This is a genomic window from Nocardioides sp. WG-D5, assembly GCF_054031175.1.
This window is the reverse complement of sequence record NZ_CM132928.1, coordinates 4,812,965-4,831,732: the sequence shown is the minus strand read 5'-3', so window position 1 is coordinate 4,831,732 and position 18,768 is coordinate 4,812,965. Positions and strand designations below refer to the sequence as shown.

At 67.7% G+C, this 18,768-nt stretch carries 13 protein-coding genes; all 13 read right to left on the bottom strand.

Annotated elements, in window-relative coordinates:
• Positions 1-48 precede the first annotated feature (48 nt).
• The gene (gene smc / locus ACWZJV_RS23375; protein WP_457179022.1) at positions 49-3,588 is read right to left on the bottom strand and encodes a chromosome segregation protein SMC; all 3,540 of its coding nucleotides are present in this window, start codon (positions 3,586-3,588) and stop codon (positions 49-51) included.
• 162 nt (positions 3,589-3,750) lie between these two features.
• Entirely contained in the window at positions 3,751-4,866 is a 1,116-nt protein-coding gene (locus ACWZJV_RS23370) for a polysaccharide pyruvyl transferase family protein (RefSeq protein WP_457179020.1), read from the bottom strand.
• Positions 4,867-5,109: 243 nt separating this feature from the next.
• On the bottom strand, positions 5,110-5,307 hold the full coding sequence (locus ACWZJV_RS23365; RefSeq protein ID WP_008358275.1) for a hypothetical protein: 198 nt from the start codon (positions 5,305-5,307) through the stop codon (positions 5,110-5,112).
• Positions 5,308-5,488: 181 nt separating this feature from the next.
• On the bottom strand, positions 5,489-6,286 hold the full coding sequence (locus tag ACWZJV_RS23360) for a DUF6576 domain-containing protein (protein WP_457179018.1): 798 nt from the start codon (positions 6,284-6,286) through the stop codon (positions 5,489-5,491).
• Positions 6,287-6,371: 85 nt separating this feature from the next.
• Entirely contained in the window at positions 6,372-7,571 is a 1,200-nt protein-coding gene (locus ACWZJV_RS23355; RefSeq protein WP_457179016.1) for a glycosyltransferase family 2 protein, read from the bottom strand.
• The gene (locus tag ACWZJV_RS23350; protein WP_457179014.1) at positions 7,568-8,362 is read right to left on the bottom strand and encodes an FkbM family methyltransferase; all 795 of its coding nucleotides are present in this window, start codon (positions 8,360-8,362) and stop codon (positions 7,568-7,570) included. Before ACWZJV_RS23350 ends, ACWZJV_RS23355 begins: the two co-directional genes overlap by 4 nt.
• Before the next feature lie 83 nt (positions 8,363-8,445).
• The gene (locus ACWZJV_RS23345; RefSeq protein ID WP_457179012.1) at positions 8,446-10,566 is read right to left on the bottom strand and encodes an acyltransferase family protein; all 2,121 of its coding nucleotides are present in this window, start codon (positions 10,564-10,566) and stop codon (positions 8,446-8,448) included.
• A gap of 34 nt (positions 10,567-10,600) precedes the next feature.
• Positions 10,601-14,740 carry a glycosyltransferase gene (locus ACWZJV_RS23340; RefSeq protein WP_457179010.1) on the bottom strand — a complete coding sequence of 1,380 codons (4,140 nt, stop codon included), beginning with the start codon at positions 14,738-14,740 and terminating at the stop codon, positions 10,601-10,603.
• Between the two features lie 94 nt (positions 14,741-14,834).
• On the bottom strand, positions 14,835-16,031 hold the full coding sequence (locus tag ACWZJV_RS23335; RefSeq protein WP_457179008.1) for a glycosyltransferase family 8 protein: 1,197 nt from the start codon (positions 16,029-16,031) through the stop codon (positions 14,835-14,837).
• A gap of 317 nt (positions 16,032-16,348) precedes the next feature.
• The gene (mutM, locus tag ACWZJV_RS23330; protein ID WP_457179006.1) at positions 16,349-17,218 is read right to left on the bottom strand and encodes a bifunctional DNA-formamidopyrimidine glycosylase/DNA-(apurinic or apyrimidinic site) lyase; all 870 of its coding nucleotides are present in this window, start codon (positions 17,216-17,218) and stop codon (positions 16,349-16,351) included.
• 13 nt (positions 17,219-17,231) lie between these two features.
• A complete protein-coding gene (gene rnc / locus ACWZJV_RS23325; RefSeq protein WP_050800711.1) occupies positions 17,232-17,873 on the bottom strand; it encodes a ribonuclease III in 642 nt (213 codons plus the stop codon).
• Positions 17,874-17,950: 77 nt separating this feature from the next.
• Complete coding sequence (gene rpmF / locus ACWZJV_RS23320; RefSeq protein WP_008358292.1) at positions 17,951-18,136, bottom strand: 50S ribosomal protein L32; 186 nt, start codon at positions 18,134-18,136, stop codon at positions 17,951-17,953.
• Between the two features lie 68 nt (positions 18,137-18,204).
• Positions 18,205-18,759, bottom strand: coding sequence for a YceD family protein (locus ACWZJV_RS23315; RefSeq protein ID WP_008358294.1), 555 nt, complete (start codon positions 18,757-18,759; stop codon positions 18,205-18,207).
• Positions 18,760-18,768 lie beyond the last annotated feature (9 nt).

The window sequence follows — 18,768 nt, the reverse complement described above, 5'->3', positions numbered from 1 at the left end:
AGACAGTCTCTTCAGGGATCAAGCGCCGCTCAACCAGCGATACAACACTCAGGCCGGCTGCGCGTCGCGCAGCCGCTGCGAGATGACGGTGGTGACACCGTCGCCGCGCATGGTGACGCCGTAGAGGGCGTCACCGACCTCCATGGTGCGCTTCTGGTGGGTGATCACCATCAGCTGGGAGTTCTCGCGCAGCTCCTCGTAGATCTCCAGGAGCCGGCCGAGGTTGGTGTCGTCGAGCGCGGCCTCGACCTCGTCGAGGATGTAGAACGGGCTGGGCCGCGCCTTGAACAGCGAGACCAGGAAGGCGACCGCGACCAGCGATCGCTCGCCACCGGAGAGCAGCGAGAGCCGCTTGACCTTCTTGCCCGGCGGCCGGGCCTCGACCTCGATGCCGGTGGTGAGCATGTTCTCCGGGTCGGTGAGGACCAGGCGACCCTCACCACCCGGGAAGAGCCGCGCGAAGACGTGGTCGAAGGCGACGCGTACGTCCTCCCAGGCCTCGGTGAAGACCTGCTCGACGCGGTTGTCGACCTCCTTGACGATGTCGAGGAGGTCCTTGCGGGTCTGCTTGAGGTCCTCGAGCTGCTCGGTGAGGAACTTGTGGCGCTCCTCCATCGCGGCGAACTCCTCCAGCGCGAGCGGGTTGACCTTGCCCAGAGCGCGCAGGTTCTTCTCGGCGATCTTGAGCCGCTTGGCCTGCTCGGCGCGGACGTAGGGAATCGGGTCGACCTCGTTGCCGTCCTCGTCGGGGTGCTGCGGGACCAGCTGGTCGGGGCCGTAGTCCTTCACGATCGCCTCGGCGTCGAGGCCGAGCTCCTCGAGGATCCGCTCCTCGAGCTGCTCGATCCGCATCCGCTGCTGGGCGCGGGCCATCTCGTCGCGGTGGACGGAGTTGACCAGCTCCTCGAGCTCCTTGCCGAGGTTGCGCAGCAGCGAGCGGCACTCGCGCAGCGCCTGCTCGCGTCCGGCGCGGGACTCCTCGATCTCGGTGCGTGCCTTGGCGGCCTGCTGCACCGAGACCTCCAGCCGGTCCAGTGCGTACGCCACCGCGGTCCCGACCGCTCGCGCGGCCTCCCCCTCGCGGCGCATCTGCTCACGACGGGCGGCCGCCTTGGCGCGCTGCTCCCGCTCCTGCCGCGCCGCGCGGAGCAGCCCCTCGGCACGGCCGGCCAGCGCGCGGGCGCGCTCCTCGGACGTACGCAGCGCCAACCGCGCGTCCATCTCGCGCTGGCGCGCGTTGCGGGCCGCCTCCGCCAGCTCGTCGCGGGCACCCAGGTCCGGCTCGTCCTCGGGCTCCTCCTCGGCCATCGCGAGGCGCTCCTCGAGCTCGGCGAGCCCGGCGACGGCGTTCTCGCGGGCCTCCTGAGCCTGCTCGACGGCGGCCAGCAGCCTCTCGGCCTCCCCGCGGGCGGCGCGCGACTGGGCACCGAACTGGCCGAGCTCCTCGGCGACGGCGGCCAGGGTGGCGTCGGACTCGTGCAGCTTGGCGAGCGCGACGTCGACCCGCTTCTGCGCGGCCAGCCGCTCGGCCTCCAGCTTGGACGTCTCGAAGGTGGCCCGCTCGGAGACCGCGTGGGCCTCGGCGAGCTGGGCGGTGGCCTCGTCGACAGCGGCCTGCACCTCGATCAGGCTGGGCACGCTCGACGAGCCGCCGGCGGCGAAGTGGGCGCCGATCAGGTCGCCCTCGCGGGTCACCGCGGTGATCTGGGGCTCCGCAGCCACCAGCGCCTGGGCGGCGGCGAGGTCGTCGACCACCGCGACCTTGTCGAGGAGCCGCGCAACCGCGGGCCGCAGCACCGGCTGGCACTCCACCACGTCCAGCGCGTACGCCGCACCAGCAGGCAACGAAGGCCAGCCGCCGGTCTCCTCGGGCGAACCGCCCAGGAGCAGCCCGGCGCGGCCGAGGTCCTCGGCCTTGAGATGCTCGATCGCCCCGATGGCCTCCTCGGAGGAGGAGACGACGACCGCGTCCGACGCGGTCCCGAGGGCGGCGGCCACGGCGGCCTCGTAGCCGGAGCGCACCGCCAGCAGCGACGCGACCGACCCGAGCACCCCCGGAAGCGAGGAGCCGAGCAGCGCGCCGGCGCCGTCCTTGCGGTTCAGCCCCATCTCCAGCGCGTCCTTGCGGGCGGCGAGCGTCGAGCGGTCCCGATCAGCCTGCGACGCCTCGGCCTGCAGCTTGGCCAGACGCTCCTCGATGTCCTCGAGCGCGGCGGCAGCGGCCTCGTGCTCGGCATCGAGACCCTCCTCCCCCGCGTCCAGCCCGGCGACCTTGGTCTCCAGGGCGGTGAAGTCGCGCTGGGCCCGCTCCGCGCGCGCCAGCGCCTCCTCACGCGCAGCCGTCAGCCGGCCGACCTCGTCATCGGCGGCAGCGGCGCGCGACTTGAGCGCGTTGACCTGGCCGGCCAGCCGGGCCAGCCCCTCGCGGCGGTCGGCGGCGGCACGCTCGAGCCCCTTGACCCGGCGCTCCTCCTCGGCCGCGGCATCCTCGGCCTCCTTGCGGGACTCGACGGCCTCCTCGAGGGAGTAGCGGAGCTCCTCGACCTCGGCGTCGGCGGCCTCCTCCTGCTCGCGCGCGATCTCGGCCTGCGCCTCGAGCTCCTCGGGGTCGCGCCCCTGGCGCACCTCCAGGTCCTCCGAGCCGGCCGCGTTGCGCACCCGCTCGGAGGCCAGCGACTGGGTGCCGCGCAGCCGCTCGCGCAGCGAGTTCAGCGCGAACCAGGTCTCCTGCGCGGCGGCGAGCGCCGGCAGGTCCTCGCGCAGCGCGGCCTCGAGCACCGCCTCCTGCTCACGCCCCTCGGCGATGGTCTCCTCGACCTCGGCGCGGCGGGCCAGCAGCGCACCCTCGTCGGCGAGCTCCTTGTCGAGCTCGGTCTTCGCGGTGACCAGGTCGTCGGCGTAGATCCGGGCCTTGGCGTCGCGTACGTCCATCTGCACGGTCTGCGCCTGCCGGGCGACCTCCGCCTGGCGGCCGAGCGGCTTGAGCTGGCGGCGGATCTCGACGAGCAGGTCCTGGAGCCGGTCCAGGTTGACCTGCGTGGAGTCGAGCTTGCGCAGCGCCTTCTCCTTGCGCTTGCGGTGCTTGAGGACGCCGGCGGCCTCCTCGATGAAGCCGCGGCGGTCCTCGGGAGTGGCGCGCAGGATCGTGTCGAGCTGGCCCTGGCCGACGATGACGTGCATCTCGCGGCCGATGCCGGAGTCCGACAGGAGATCCTGGACGTCCAAGAGGCGGCACGGGCTGCCGTTGATGGCGTACTCCGAGCCGCCGTTGCGGAACATCGTGCGCGAGATGGTGACCTCGGCGTACTCGATCGGCAGCGCGCCGTCGGTGTTGTCGATCGTCAGCGAGACCTCGGCCCGGCCCAGCGGGGCGCGGCCGGACGTACCGGCGAAGATGACGTCCTCCATCTTGCCGCCGCGCAGGCTCTTGGCGCCCTGCTCGCCCATGACCCAGGCGAGCGCGTCGACGACGTTGGACTTGCCCGAGCCGTTGGGCCCGACGATGCAGGTGATGCCCGGTTCGAGCTCGAGGGTCGTGGCGGAGGCGAACGACTTGAAGCCCTTCAGCGTCAGACGCTTGAGGTACATCGACTTCTCCCCCGGCTCAGGACCACGTGGTCGTACACAGTTCGCAACACATCAGCGTGGCTGAGGTGAGCCAGCAAATCTAATCGCCGCTGCTCAGGGGAACCCCAGCGGGTCGAGGATAACCCGCCAGGCGGCGCGATCCGTGGACCTGAGAGCAGAGTCTCAGAGCCCCAGCGTCTGCTTCACCTCGGCCCGCAGCTCCCGCAGGTGGGCATCCGCGGCCGTACGCAGCCCGGCGACCGCCTCAGGATCCGGCTCGACCCGCTCGGTGAACCTCTCGGCCAGGTCGGCGGCGTCGAAGGCGGAGACGTTGGCGTCCAGGCCGATGCGCTTCATGAAGTTGCGGTTCTTGTTGGTCGCGATCATCACGATCGACGGCACGCCGTACATCGTGGCCACCACCGAGCCGTGGAACTTCATGCTCGCGAACGCGGTGCACTCCCCGATCGCCCGGGTGAGCTCGTCGAGGTCCTCGGTGTAGACGACCTCCTTGCCCGGGATGTCGAGGTCGTCGGCGTTGGCCACGTCGCGACGGCCGACGTCCATCGTGCCGAGGATGAGGTGGCGTACGCGCCAGCCCTCCGCCAACGCCTTGCCGGCCATCTCCTCGACGCGCGAGTAGTCGTCGGGCTCCTCCAGGTTGGGCCGGTAGCGGGTGACCACGCCCAGGATCGGCGCGCCGTCGGGCTTCTCGACGGGTGGCAGGTCGAGAGAGCAGACCATGTCGGGGGCGACCTTGATGTCCAGGTCGGCGGAGATGTTGCCCAGGATCCAGTCGGCGGTCTGCTGGTCGCGGACGCCGATGAACTTCACGTTCGGGTGCTCGAGGAACTTCCGGTGCCTCTCGATGATGTGAGGCTTGATCTCGGTGTTGCGGTAGATCGGCACCCCGATGCCGACGACGAAGACCGGCTTGGCCAGCATCTTGTGGTTGAAGTAGCGCGGGTCCGCCTGCCACGGCTGCAGGATGTCCCCGCCACCGATGAGGATGGCGTCGACCTCGTCGACGATCTCCGGCAGCGGCCGGTCGTAGTAGGGCTTGGTCATGTTGTCGGCGAGCACCCGCAGCTCGAACTCCTCGCCGAAGTACTGCTCGTAGACCGAGAGGAACAGCTCGTCGCCGTAGTTGCCGGCGCCGAAGAACCCGGCCAGCCCGATGACCGGCTTGCGACCGCGCCGCTCGCGGCGGGCCAGCGCGGCCCTGATCTGCTCCTTGAGCGGGTCGGGCAGACGGCGGGCCGCGGAGCGGAGGACCGGGTGATGACGCAACGAGGACAACGGAGAGCTCCTGTGGGGGATCACGAGACGGGTAGCCACCTGCGATGGCGAACCGCGCGAGCGTAGCGACGCCAAGTTGTTCCGGGCGCCCGCCAGCCGAACCCCAGGTGAACACTCGGGGACCAGTGCGTACGACGTCCGAAAAGGTCGAAACCGACCCTGATTACCAGAGTCGGTTCCCCCTGAGCGAGGCCAGCCTTGATCAAGAAATGGCTCTCGCCCGTGGTGTTGCTTGCCCGCAGGTCAGGCGGGCTGCATCTCCTGCATCGAGGTGTCGAGGTCCGCGGTGTGGGCCGCGACCAGTGCGTCGTTCTCCGTCTTCAGGGACAGAACGAGTTCCTCGAGCTCACGCACACGTGCACGCAGCCGAGCGTTCTCGGCTGTGAGGTGGGCGGGAGTCCGCAGGTCGCTGCTCATGTAACCGATCAGCGCCTTCGCCATGAATACGTTTCCTTCGTTGGAATCACTAGAAGTTCCCGCGATACCGGGCCGTCTACAAGGGTGACACCGTTATCGACAAGCGTCAACGTCGCGCGTCCAAAGCCGGGACCTCCGACCGTGCAAACCGCGGATTTCAGGCAGAACTTGAGTTCATCGCACTCAACTTTTGCCCGATCTCGGGTCAGCCACGGCGACGGCGCTCACGCAGCTGCATGAGCTCCTTCTTCTCCTTGCTGGTCAGCGAGTCGGCGCCCTGGGCGTGGATCTTGTCGAGGAGCTCGTCCATCCGCTGGTCGTCCTTCGAGACGGTCGAGGACTCCCACGGGCCGGTCACCACGGTCGGGCCGGACTTGCGCTTCTTGGCCTTGGCGGGCTTGGTCGCCCTCGGCTGACCGGAGCCGGCCACCTGCGGGATCCAGGCGAACCGGTCGAGCAGGCCGAACTGGCGCGCGACGAACGCGTTGACGGCCAGGCCGACGACGAAGACGAGCAGCATCACCCAGCTGCGGTAGCCCAGGTATTGGATCAGCTGGATGCCGACCAGGATCACACCGAAGAGCCAGGCGGGGATGTTGAACATGAACATCCGGTCGGGCCACTGCGCGATCCACAGCAGCACCACCATCATCTCGAGCATGCCGAGGCCGAAGAGGGCGTAGGACGGGTCCAGCACGGCGCCGAAGAAGACGGCCAGGACCGAGAGCACCGCGGTGAACGCCACCAGCAGCCAGGCGAACCGGACCCGGCCGAGCTCGTTGCGCTCGAGGTCGGAGCCGAAGTACCAGAAGAAGAAGATCGCGAGTACGTCGAAGATGCCGAACTGCGGATAGGCGAACGGCCAGGTCAGCAGCGTCCACAGCTTGAGCTCGGCGATGTTGGGCTGGACCAGGGCCAGCCCGAGCACGCCCCCACCACCGAGGATGGCGAAGAGCACCAGCCCGACGATGCTCGCGAAGACCACGAGCCATGTCGTGGTCACCCCCAAGGAGCCGATGTGGAACCAAGGCTCGTGGGGGTAGCGACCGCCTGGGGACAACCGGAAACGTTCTCGCACGGGGCCGAGCCTATCCACGCATTGGTTGCCGCGTCAGCAGGGCACTCCCATCGACTTTCTCGATGTCACGCAGCTGCGGCGGTAGCGCCGGATCCTCGCGCCACGGATGTTGGCGAAACGCCTTGCCCGCACCGTACCTGTCGATCATCCCGATCAGTGCGGCGAGGCCCTCGGCCCGGTCCTGGGCGACCAGCCAGGCCATGAGCCGCTGAACGGGCGGGACCGTCGTGTCCTCGAACGGGACGCCGGCGTCGTACCAGAACTCCAGGACCGCGGCGCGCAGCAGCTCCCAGTAGCGGCACGGATCCTCGGTGTCGGGGTGAACCGCCGCGCGGAAGTGCTCCCACATGTCGATCGGCAGGATCTCGACGAGCAGCGTCTCCATCAGCTTCGCCGAACCGGCCGCGCGGACCAGCTCGACGGTCTGGCGCTTGGTGTCGATCCGCTCGACGAGGTTGGCCGTCTGCGCACGCTTCTGCGTCGCCGAGGACCGGTCGGCGCGGACCTGCCAGTCGTAGACGATCTCGGTCAGGACGTCGAAGGAGTCGGCGGCGAGGAACACCTGCGTGAGCGCGACCTGGTCCTGGTAGCGGGTGCGCTCGGGAAAGGCGATCGAGTTCTCCGTCCAGAACGACCGCCGGAAGATCTTGTTCCACACGAAGATGTCGGCGAGCATCAACGGCGCGTCCTCGATCCGGCACCGGAGCCGCTCCTCCGCGTGGTTGCGGCGCATCAGCGGCGTCATGAACCTCCGCTCCACCCCGCCCTCGACGCTGACCCGCTCCGCGGCCCCGACCGCGAAGTCCGAGCCCGTACGCCGCAACGACCGCACCATCGCCGACCATGCGTCCGGCGGGAGGATGTCATCGGGGTCGACGAACGTCAGCAGCTCGCCGGTCGCCGCGTCGATCCCGGTGTGACGCGCCCTCGACACCCCTGAGTTCGGCTGGGTGATGACGGTGACGCAGGCCTCCTCGGCGGCGATCCGCTGCAGGATCTGCGCCGATCCGTCGGTCGAGCCGTCGTCGACGACGATCACCTCGAGCCTCGAGATCTCGCTCCGTGGCTGGTCCAGGACGCTGCGCAGGCTCTTCTCGACGTACTCCGCGACGTTGTAGACCGGCACGACCACGCTGAGCGTGGGTCTGCCTCGCAGCAGCCCTCGTGCCCGACGGACCCCGGCTGCGGTCGTCTGGCGCCAGAACGTCACGCCGATCCGCTTCCTGCGTCCTGCTCCGCGATCTGCGCCCGAAGGGCCACCTTGAGCGAGTTCAGGCGGTAGATCTCCTCGGTAGCCGTCACCAGCGCCGCAACCACCTCTGCCTCCTCGGGCGTTCCCGTGGCGGGGCGGAAGACATGGGTCGGAGTGAGGTTGTAGGTGCCCGTCTGGGCGTAGCCCATCCGAATCATCCAGGAGGAGACCTTCTGGTATCCCGTCAGCGTTCCGCACTCGGCATACACGATTGGGCGGTCCCTGGCGATGAGTGCCGCTGCCCCCTCGAGCACATCGATCTCCGCCCCTTCGACGTCGATCTTGAGCGCTGCCACGCGGGCTGGGAACTGCTCGTCGTCGAGAGCGACGACTGCGAAGTCGCCCTCCTCGTCCGCGACCGCGACCGACTGTGCCCCCAGGTTCGTCGCGTCGAGGTCCGCCATCGTGCCGCGTGCCGACTTCGAGTGGACGCCGACCTCACGGACGACGACACGGTCACCGAGGTCGTTCGCCTCCACGCTGGCCCTGATTCCCGCGACCAGCTCGGGGTTCGGCTCGTACGCGACGACCTGGAGGTCTCCGACCACAGCCAGGTACAGCGTGTGGTTGCCGATGTTCGCCCCGACGTCGACCACGAGATCTCCCGGCTCGAGAGCGGCTGTCATCGCCTCGAGCATCTGCTCCTCGTAGGGGCGGCCGGTCTTCACCAGGTTCGACTGGATGTAGTCGGTCGCGGCGTGCGGGACGCAGACCACATAGCTCCGTTCCCCGACCTCGATCGTGGTCATGGGGGCTGGAGATGTCGTGCTGTCAATCATTCGTGATCACTTTCGCAGCGCAAGGACGGGACGGAACTGGTGCCTCGACGCCCTCACGTTTGTGGCAAGGCGTCTTCGATGGCGCGCCCCAGGTACGGCGCGAGGGTTCGCGTGTAGGTGAGTGTCAGGTGTTCACCGTCGTCACGGTAGACGATGACGTGACCGACGACCGGTCGGCAGACCTTCGGTTCGCAGTAGAGGTCCGTCAGGTCGACCAGCACCGCGTTCGGGTCGATGGCCACAGCCTCTGCCAGGCCCGATGGTGGAAGGACCTTTCTGCGAGGCTGAGCACACGCCGATGCTGCGTCCAGCCGCTGCGCCTCCACGCAGGCCATCGTTCCTTCTGGCATCGCCGGGTTGTCCTCGATCGCGATCACGGGCACCTTTCGAGGTGCCGGCCGGTGCGCCCATGCGCGAACCAGCCCGTCAGCAGTCGCACCGACCGAGGGCGTCACGTCGTCATCGGCCAGGATCGGAGAGGAGTTTCGCGCCTTGGAGGTCAGGATCGCATCGAGGTCGTCAGCCTTTTCGACGTACGCGCTGATCTGACGCCGCCACTCTTCGCACATCGTCTGGTCTGCGGTGCTGTTCTTCTGGAGATCCGCCTCCGTCCAATAGCAGCCGACCCGGCCGGCAACGTCGATCCGCCACCCGAACTCGTGCGCGATGTCCTCGTACGCCCCGACCAACTGGTCGTTGTGGGAGTCGCCGACCGCGAGCAGTCGCCTGCTGTAGCCGGTCTCCGGACCGAGCCGACACATGACGACGTCCCCGGTCTTGGCGGCCGAACTCGACCAGCATTCGGCTCTGTTCGCCTCGTCCGTGGCGAGCTCGGACGGGTCCGGGACCAGGACGCCCTCCAGATCGGGGTCTTCGCAGGCCGGATCAGCAAGCTTGGCTGCACCCAGGCACGACAGGTCCTGGGCGAGCAGGGTGTTCACCTTCCGTTCCGACTCCGCGGCGCCGCTCACCTTGACGGCCAGCCCACCGGCAACGACGGCCAGCACGACGGCCATCGCCGCAGCACTCCACAGGCCGACCGTGGCCGGGGAGCGTCCGCCAAGAAGGCGCGCGGAGAAACGCACCCGATTCTCCCACTGCGTCGTGCTGAGCCATGCGAGCGGGAACGCCACGCCGAGGATCAGCAGCTTCGTCCCCACGTTCAACGGCGCATCGGTGATGTACGGCACCAGGACGATGAGCGGCCAGTGCCAGAGGTAGATGGCGTACGAGGTGTCGCCGACGAGCGACACGGGTCGCCATGACCCGACTCGGGCGAGGAACGTTCCCCGGCCGAGCCAGATGGCGAGTGCGGCGCCGCTCACCGGGACCAGGGCGGCGACCCCGGGAAATGGAGTCACGCTGGTGTATTGCGTCGCTGCTGTCGCGATCAGCGCGAGGCCCAGCGCCACCCCCAGGGCGCGCGCCGTTCTCGACGCGATCATCGGAAGGAGTCCGACGAGAACTCCGGCGGCGAACTCCCATGCCCGGGTGAAGGTGGAGAAGTATGCCTCCGGAGTGTTCGCGGTGAGCCATACCCCGTAGGTGAAGGAGGCGCAGACGACGAGCGCGAACAACGACCCGGCGAGACGTCGGGTGGTGACGTACGACCCGAGGCGGATCCACCGGGAGAGCAGCGCCACCAAGAGCAGCAGCACGGGTGTGAACAGGTAGAACTGCTCCTCGACGGAGAGGCTCCAGAAGTGCTGAACCGCGGACGCCTTGTTGTCGGCGGCGAGGTAGTCCACGCTCGCCCAGGCGAGGCGCCAGTTCTCGACGTACAGGCTCGAGGCAGCGATCTCGGTCAGGAACTGCGACCAGAGACTTCTTGGCACCCAGAGGAAGGTCGCGACGGCGCTCACCAGCAGGACGAGGAGCGACGCCGGCAGAAGCCGCTTCGCTCGCCGGGCCCAGAAGGCACCCAGGCGAATGCGGCCGGTCGTCTCCAACTCCCGGAGCAGGTGGCTGCCGATCAGGAACCCCGAGATGACGAAGAACACGTCCACACCGACGTACCCACCACTCAGCCGCCCCGGCGCGAGGTGGTAGGCGAACACCGAGAGGACCGCGATCGCGCGCAGTGCCTGGATGTCCGGTCGATACGCGGCCGCCCGGGTCTGTGTCCTCGTTGCGGCATCCGGATCAGCCGACGGCGTATCCGTCAGGATCGTCATGAAGCTCCCTCGTCCACCTGCACCGTCATCGCCCTCAGAGAAGCGGCGCCGTGTCGACGTCGTCCGGGCCGATCACACGACCGTCGTCCGCGACACCTCGGATTCGCTGCAGCAGTGCATCCCGCGAGACGCCCACGCCGTTCTCGACGTGGTCGAAGACCTTCTCCAGCACGAGGTCGTTGTTGCCCTGGAACGCGTTGCGACGCCACAGCGCGACAGCCTGTGCCTCCTGGATCTGCTGGTAGCCGGCCCGCTCGCGCGGCATCCAGACCGGGTAGCCGTTGGCGGTCGCCATGGCCTTGAGCCACAGATCATCGGCGTACAGCGCGGTCTTGGAGATCGCCTCGGTGTCGAAGGCGGCGGCGGGTAGCGAGTGCTGCGGGTAGAGGACGCCGCCGATCCCGGTGGGGAGAAGCTGGTAGCTCGCTTTGCCACGCAGGTAGTTGCAGTCGTAGACCCAGCCGTCGTAGGACCGCAGGGTGCCATCGGGCCGGAACAGAGCCAGGTTCGCCCGCTGGCAGATGATGGCGTGCGGGTTCGCCACGTGCCCCTCGTACAAGGAGTCGATGAGGTTCTCGTCGTAGATCACGTCGTCGTCGACCGTGACCACGATCGCGTCGGGGTACTCCTGCATGGCGTAGAAGTACTTCTTGTGAGGCGCGATGTCGCCGTCCACCCAACGGATCCGGAAGCAGTCGCCCTGACGGTCCAGGACCTCCTTCGGCACGTCGGACTCCCGGTTGGGGAAGTTCTCGGTCGAGAGCCACAGGAGCACCTTGTCGGGCCGCCTCGTCTGTTCCATGAGAGAGTCGATGCACTGACCGATGGTGAGCATCCGGTGAGGAATCGAGGTGAGCGACACCACGATCTCCCGCGTGCCTGAGGCAGCTCGTCCCCGCCCTCGATCGGCCGTTGACCTGGCCGGCTGGATCTTCCGACCCGGGCCGGCGGCGATTCGGCGTTCGAAGAGGGCTCCGAGGTCCTTGGCGTACGCGTCCATGCTGGCCCGCTCCTCGTACGCCCGCCGGGACGCGATGCCCATCTTCTCGAGGGTCGCGGCCTCCTTGTCCATCATGGCCATGAAGGCGTCGCACAGCGACATCACGTCACCGGTGTCGACCACCAGGCCGTTCGCGTTGCTGACCATGTACTTCGCGCCGACGTTCTCCGTCACGATCAACGGCTTGGACAGCATCGCTCCCTCGAGAGCGACCAGGGAGCACGACTCGTCGCGTGACGCGACCACCACGGTGTCCATCTGCGAGAGCAGCTCGATCTTCTTGCGCTCGTCGGAGATCACGCCGTGGTAGTGGATGTTCTCCTCGTCCGCGATCTGACCGAACACGTAGGAGGTCACCGACGTGCCACTGTTGATGAACCCGCCCGCGAAGTGCAGCTCTGCCCGAGCGCGATACTCCTCCGGCATCGCCTTGAAGGCAGCGATGAAGACGTCGTATCCCTTGCGGTGCTCGACGGTACCGAGCTGGACGAACTTGAACGTGCCACCGGCCGCGATCTCGTACGGCTGCGCGTACTCGGACACGTCCACGACGCTGTTGCGCACGATCTCCACGGGACCGTCGGCGTGCTCCGCAACGGCAGCTGCGGCGTACTCGCTGACCACGCAGATGCTGCGGCTCTGGCGAAGCGTCTCCTGACGCTCCGGAGCTGCGGCGAAGAAGTCCGGCAGGTTGGTCGCCTCACGGACGTACCAGACGAGCGGGATCCGACCCTCCAGGGCGCGAACGTAGTCGTCTGTCGCCACGGTGTTGCAGACGACGAGCTCGACACCGCTCTCGATGAGCTTGTTGATCCGCTTCGGGCCCAGCTGACCGGCGCGCACCACCTTCACGGAGATGCCGAGTGCCGCGAACTCCTTCGAGAAAGGACCGGGCTTCGCAGTCCAGACCACCGGCTCGTACCCCAGCGACATCGCGACCTTGCACATTCTGTGCAGGCTTCTGGGCGTACCGGTGTACGTCATCTCCGGCGAGACGAACACGATGCGTCGCGGCCGCGAGAGCTGCGCGGAGTCGTTCGCCGCGTCCGCGGACTCGAGGGCCTGGATCGGCCCGGTGAGGTCGAACAGGTCACCGAAGCGTTCGGTGTGCGTCTCCTCACCGAACAGCGCCGGTGTCGCGTCGTAGAGGAAGTCCTTGTAGACCTCGTGGGAGTACGACTCGTTCTCGATCGCCGCCTTCAGCGGGTTGAACGCGACGTAGGGCGAGATCGGGCGGATGTCCCGATAGTTCTTGGTCCGCGCCTGGTACGCCTCGACGAAGTCGACGATCCCGCGCTGCATCTCGGTGATCTGCTCGACATTGCGCGGAGCGTTGTTCCCCCGGAGGGCGACAGGCCGGCCGTCGTCGTCGAACCCATAACCCACGACGCTGGAAGCAACCTGGGTGAACAGATACTCGAGCGGGTGGTGCAGCAGATCGGTCTTGCGTGCCGCCTTCGGTCCGCCAGGCATCATGAACCTCGCCAGGTCCAGGTTCGACATCGGTGAGTACGCGTAGGCGCTGATGAACCCGTCAGACACCATGTCGGTGACCTGTTCGGTGCGGCTCGTGCACATGAGTGCACCGAGGACCTCGAGTTCACGGTCTGCCAACGCGGTGCGGAAGAAGTGGCGGAGGGTGGTGATGCAGGTGCCGCTCCAGCCGATGTCCACGATCAGAACCCGCCGCGCATCGCCGACGGCCTCGGCGAAGTATGCCTTCGCCGCATCGACGCTGGTGCGGTTGTGCTCCTCGATGACGTGCTTGTGGTCCCAGAAGAACCGCTCCAACCGCCGCCTGGTGGCGCTCGCCGGGAACAGGAACCTCTCGATGTCTGCCTTGTCCAGGTAGGGCAGGAGGTAGTCGAACCCTGTGTCGATCAGCAGCTGCTCGATGGTCTTGGTGTTGTTGGATTCCTTGAACCAGCGGAAGAAGGAGCGCCCGACGAAGTCGTCGAAGTTCAGATCCAGAGTGATCCCAGAAGCTGCATACCGCGAGACGTCGATATAGGCGCTGTCAGCGCTGCCGTAGAAGCGGTCGTAGACGCGCGAGATCACGTCGCAGTCCCGCCCGCAGAACAGAACCCGATCGATGGCCTTCTCACGAACGACCGTCTCGAGAAACTCGCAGAAGCCGGCTGCCAGGACGCCGCCGACGCGGTAGCCGTGCGTGTAATGCAGACCTTCGGTCCAGGTGCCGGAACCGATCGTGTTGTTCAGGACCGCGCCGTAGAAGCTGCCGGCCAGGGTCTCCATGTACGGCTCCCGAACCAACCGTCGCTGGTCCTCGTTGTACACGGCCGGTAGACCAACCCGTTCGGACTGCTCGACATCAGCCTCGAGATTGTCACCGACGTGCACGAGCGACGTCTCGCTGCCGTAGTACTCCAGGAGGACCTGCTGCAGCGTCCCATCGCCCTTGCGGCGAAGGTACTCGTTCGAGAGGTAGATCTTCTCGTAGCCCGTGTATCCGTTGCGAACGAGCATCTCCTCGATGACCTCTCGGGGAAGGTACATGTCCGAGGTGAACACGATGGTCTTGCCCTGGGCGAGGAGCCGGTCGAAGACCTCTTTGATGTACGGGTTCGCTTCGGACAGCTCGATCTCGAGGTTCTGCTCGAGCACCTCCCACGCCGGATCCGCGCCGTACCGCTCCGCCATCACGGTGTAGATGTCACGCAGCGTGACCTCGCGAGAGCCCTTGTGGTTGTCGTTCTCCCGCCGTGCGTGGTCCTCGGCCTGCCTGCGGATGCTCGGGAACCTGTCGATGCCGAGCCTCGACCCCATGATCCGGAAGACATCCTTCGGGAACTCAACAGCCCGATACAGCGCCGTGTCGAAGACGTCGAACGAGACGACGTCGTACGCGGCCAGCTTCTCGGTCATCTCGTCGATGCTGAGCCGCTCGACGCTGTCCGGCTTGAGGTAGTAGGGCCGCCCGGTCTCCAGCTCTTCGCCTGGGGTCTCTCCGAGACGGGCACGGAGCCGCTCGATCTTCGCGTTCAGACCGGACTGTCGGTCCAGGAGGCGGGTGTAGCGGGACACGACCGGACCGCCGCTGGTCGGACGACCGAACAGCACCAGCTTGTGCTCCCCGTCCACCTCTGCGACGCGCACCATCCGATGGCGCAGCCCGAGCTTGTTGGTCGGCTGCTCGCCCATACCGGCAGGCATGGTTCCTCCTTGTGTTTCTGGGTGACGACAGTGCGGGCAGCCCCGCGGTTGGTCTGGTTGTGATCGAGTTGACTCATGGCCGCGACGGTGCGGGCTACTTCTCGAGGGCGCGGGGCTGTGACTGCGGTGGGCGGACCTCCCGCTTGAGCGAGTTGCGGATGACGCGCGGTCCGGATGTCATCAAGGAGCCGATCCTGAAGGACACCGACCTGCGGGTGTCGGCGAGCTCCTGGTCACGGCCCTGGAGCTGCTGCTCGAGGCTGACCACGCGGCTCCTCAGCCGCTTGCGGACGGCCGAGGTGACGCCGGCAGCAGCCGCGACTGCGTCCGCGAGGTAGTCGGCGACGATCTCGCCGCACATCGGGCTCATCGCCGCGTACTGCCACCACCGCTCCGCGAAGTCGGCCGAGACGTCCATCCACGGCTTGCGCTTGTCAGCGAAGTGGATGATGACCGGCGAGCTCATCGCATCGTCGTACTCGTCCCGGGACCAGACCCGCTGGACGGCCGGCCGGCTCCAGAACTCCTCGACGTTCTTGGGCCCGTACTTCGTCATCAGGTTGAAGCGGAGCGGAAGATGCCGGATGCCGTCGTAGCAGACGATGTTGATGATGTCCTGATCGTCGGAGTCGAACCCCCTGGAGGAGAGCTCGAGGAACTCCTCGACCAGACCGTGCTCACGCATCCGCTTCAGGTTCATCAGCATGACGCCGGAGTTGACGTAGCGGTCGAAGGACGGGAGGCCCATCGCCTGCGCGGCCTCGGCTGAGCGGACGTGGTAGGCGGCGGCGGGCACCGCGGCGACGTAGACGTCGTCCACGTCCTGCGTGTAGAGCTGCGACAGATCGCTCTCGATGATCGTGTCGACGTCGAGGTAGATGATCTTGTCGACGTCCGGGAAGAGATCCGGCAGCTTGAGCCGGAAGTATGCGGGTGCCGTCAGGTGCGAGGTGCTGACCTTGACGTCAGCGAAGCCGTCCACGACGACGAACGAGACCGTGTTGCCCGGATAGCGACCTTCGAAGGAGAGGAACTGGTCGCGTACTTCTGCCGGAAACTCCTCCGCCACCAGGATTCTGAGGTCATATCCGGTGTCGGTGCCCGAGTTCTCCAGCAACGACGTGATCGCCACCGACATCGGCTTGGCGTAGTTGAGGTCGGCGGCCATGGCGACCGGGATGGTCCGGGTCTGCTCGGCCCGGCCGGTGTCTACGCGGGGTTGCGGTAAGTCCAGATCCTGGGGGCGCTTCGTGGGCGCTTGGTCGGATACGGCGAGCTTGTGGGGAGCCACCTGTTGTCCTTGTCGAGCTTTGACCACCCGGTGGCTTGGCGTGTGGTTCACGCCGGCGCCGGTGCTGGAGGGCCGTGGTTTTCATCCCGAGATCCGGGTGACCACGTCGCCACCCGGCTTGAACCGCCGGCCCGAACACAGCGGTGTGTCGTCCGCCCCTTTCGGCGGGTGTAGACGAACTGCACCCAGGACGAACGACCCGAAGGTTAACTCACCCGAATCCTGAATCCTTAACGAACGATGAGGAAGCGCGGAAGTGTCATACGAGCGCAACATTCGAGCGGCCCGGAAGGGCCATGTGACATAGCCCGAAATGACTATTTCGGCTGGGATCTCCGGGGTCGAGGTGCCGGCTGGCACGTGGGGCAGAAGTAGGAGGAGCGGTTCATGAAGGCGATGCGGCGCATCGGGGCTCCGCACCGGTCGCAGGGCTCACCCTCACGTCCGTACGCAGCCAGCGACCGCTCGAAGTAGCCCGACTCGCCGTTCACGTTGACGTAGAGCGCGTCGAAGGAGGTGCCGCCCTGGGCGAGGGCCTCGGTCATCACGTCGTGTACGTGGCCGAGCAGCTCGCGCACCTTCGGGGCGGTGAGGCGCTCCCCCGGTCGTTCGCCGTGCAGCTTCGCGCGCCACAGCGCCTCGTCGGCGTAGATGTTGCCGACGCCGCTGATCACGGTCTGGTTGAGCAGGATGCGCTTGATGCCGCTGGCCGACCTCCGGACCCGTCGGACGACCGCCTCGGCGTCGAAGGCGGCCTCGAGCGGGTCGGGGGCGATGTGGGCGATCTCGGGCGGGAGCTCGGCCCCACCGGGGCTGATCGAGAGGCCGCCGAACATGCGCTGGTCGACGAAGCGGAGCTCGCGGCCCTCGGCGGCGCCTTCGAGCCGGATGCGGACGCGCAGGTGCCTCTCGTCCGGCGAGGCGGGAGGCTGGACCAGCATCTGGCCGCTCATGCCCAGATGGGCCATCAGGGCGTCGCCGGAGTCGAGCGGCAGCCACAGGTACTTGCCGCGACGGCGGGCGCCGGTGAGGACGCGGCCCTTCAGCTCGTCGGCGAAGGCCGAGGCGCCGGCCAGGTGGCGGCGCACGGGCCTGGGGTGCAGGACGTCGACGGCGACGATCCTCGCGCCGAGTACGTGGCGCTCGAGGCCGGCGCGTACGACCTCGACCTCGGGGAGCTCAGGCATCCGGGCCGAGCTTCTAGGCCGAGGAGGAGGCGGAGGCCTGGATCTCGCCGTAGGCGGTCTCCGCGGCGGCCTGCTCGGCCTCCTTCTTGGAGCGGCCCACGCCGTTGCCGTAGAGCTGGTCGCCGACCCGGACCTTCGCGGTGAAGGTCTTCATGTGGTCGGGGCCCTCGTCGGTGATGACGTACTCAGGCACACCGAGGGCCCGCTCGGCGGCGAGCTCCTGCAGGGAGGTCTTCCAGTCGAGACCGGCTCCCAGGTCGGAGGCCTTCTCGATGAGCGGGTCGAAGAGCCGGTGGACGAGGACGGTGGAGACCTCGATGCCACCGGAGAGGTGGACCGCTCCGATCACCGCCTCGACGGTGTCGGAGACGATCGACGCCTTCTCGCGCCCACCGGTGGCCTCCTCGCCCCGGCCCAGCTTGATGTGCTGGCCCAGGCCGATGGCCTGACCGACCTCGGCCAGGGCGCGGGCGTTCACAACCGCCGCCCGCAGCTTGGCCAACTTGCCCTCGGGCAGGTCGGGGTGGGTGCGATAGAGGGTCTCGGTGACCACGACGCCGAGCACCGAGTCGCCCAGGAACTCCAGGCGCTCGTTGGTGGGCAGGCCACCGTTCTCGTAGGCGTAGGACCGGTGAGTCAGCGAACGCTCAAGCAGCTCGGGGTCCAGAATCGGATCCCCGAGCGCTTTGCGTAGCTCGGCGTAGTTGGTCAGGAGACTAACCGCGTGTCAGATCAGAGGACCTGGCGACGCTCGGCGCGAGCGCCGTACTGGCCGCACTCGCCGCACGCACGGTGCGGGATGTGCTTGGCGCCGCAGGCGGGGTTCGCGCACGTCACCAGGGTCGGCGCGACGGCCTTCCAGGCCGAGCGGCGGTGGCGGGTGTTGCTGCGCGACATCTTCCGCTTCGGAACAGCCACTGTTATCTCCTCATAATTCGACCGGCCGGATCTCGACCGGCTACTGAAGCCTGTTGTGCTGGGTGATCCTAGTTGCTGGAGTCGTCTTTCAACGAAGCCAGCCCCGCCCAGCGCGGGTCGACCTTGTCGCCGTGGTTGTGCCCGGGCTCGTCCGCGAGCCGCGCCCCACACTCGGGGCACAGTCCCGGACAGTCGTCCTGGCACATCGGCTGGAACGGCAGCGCGAGCACCACCGCATCCCTGAGCACCGGCTCGAGGTCGATCAGGTCGCCCTCGGTCCGGCTGGTCTCGTCGTCCTCGTCAGGGTCCTGGCCGTCACGAGAGTCGTCGTAGACGTACAGCTCCTGGATGTCGACCTCGACGTCGTCGTCGATCGGCTCCAGGCACCGCACGCACTCGCCCTCGAGGCCGGCGAAAGCCGTCCCCGTGACCAGCACACCCTCCATGACCGCCTCGAGCCGCAGGTCGAGCTCGACCGGCGATCCCTCGGGGACAGAGAGGACTTCGATACCAAGATCTGCCGGCGCCGGCACCGTCAGCTCGACGTGACGCTCGGACCCCGGGCGGCGGCCGAGCTCGCGGGTATCGAGCACGAGCGGCGCTCTCGGGTCCAGGCTGGTCACGTTTCACTT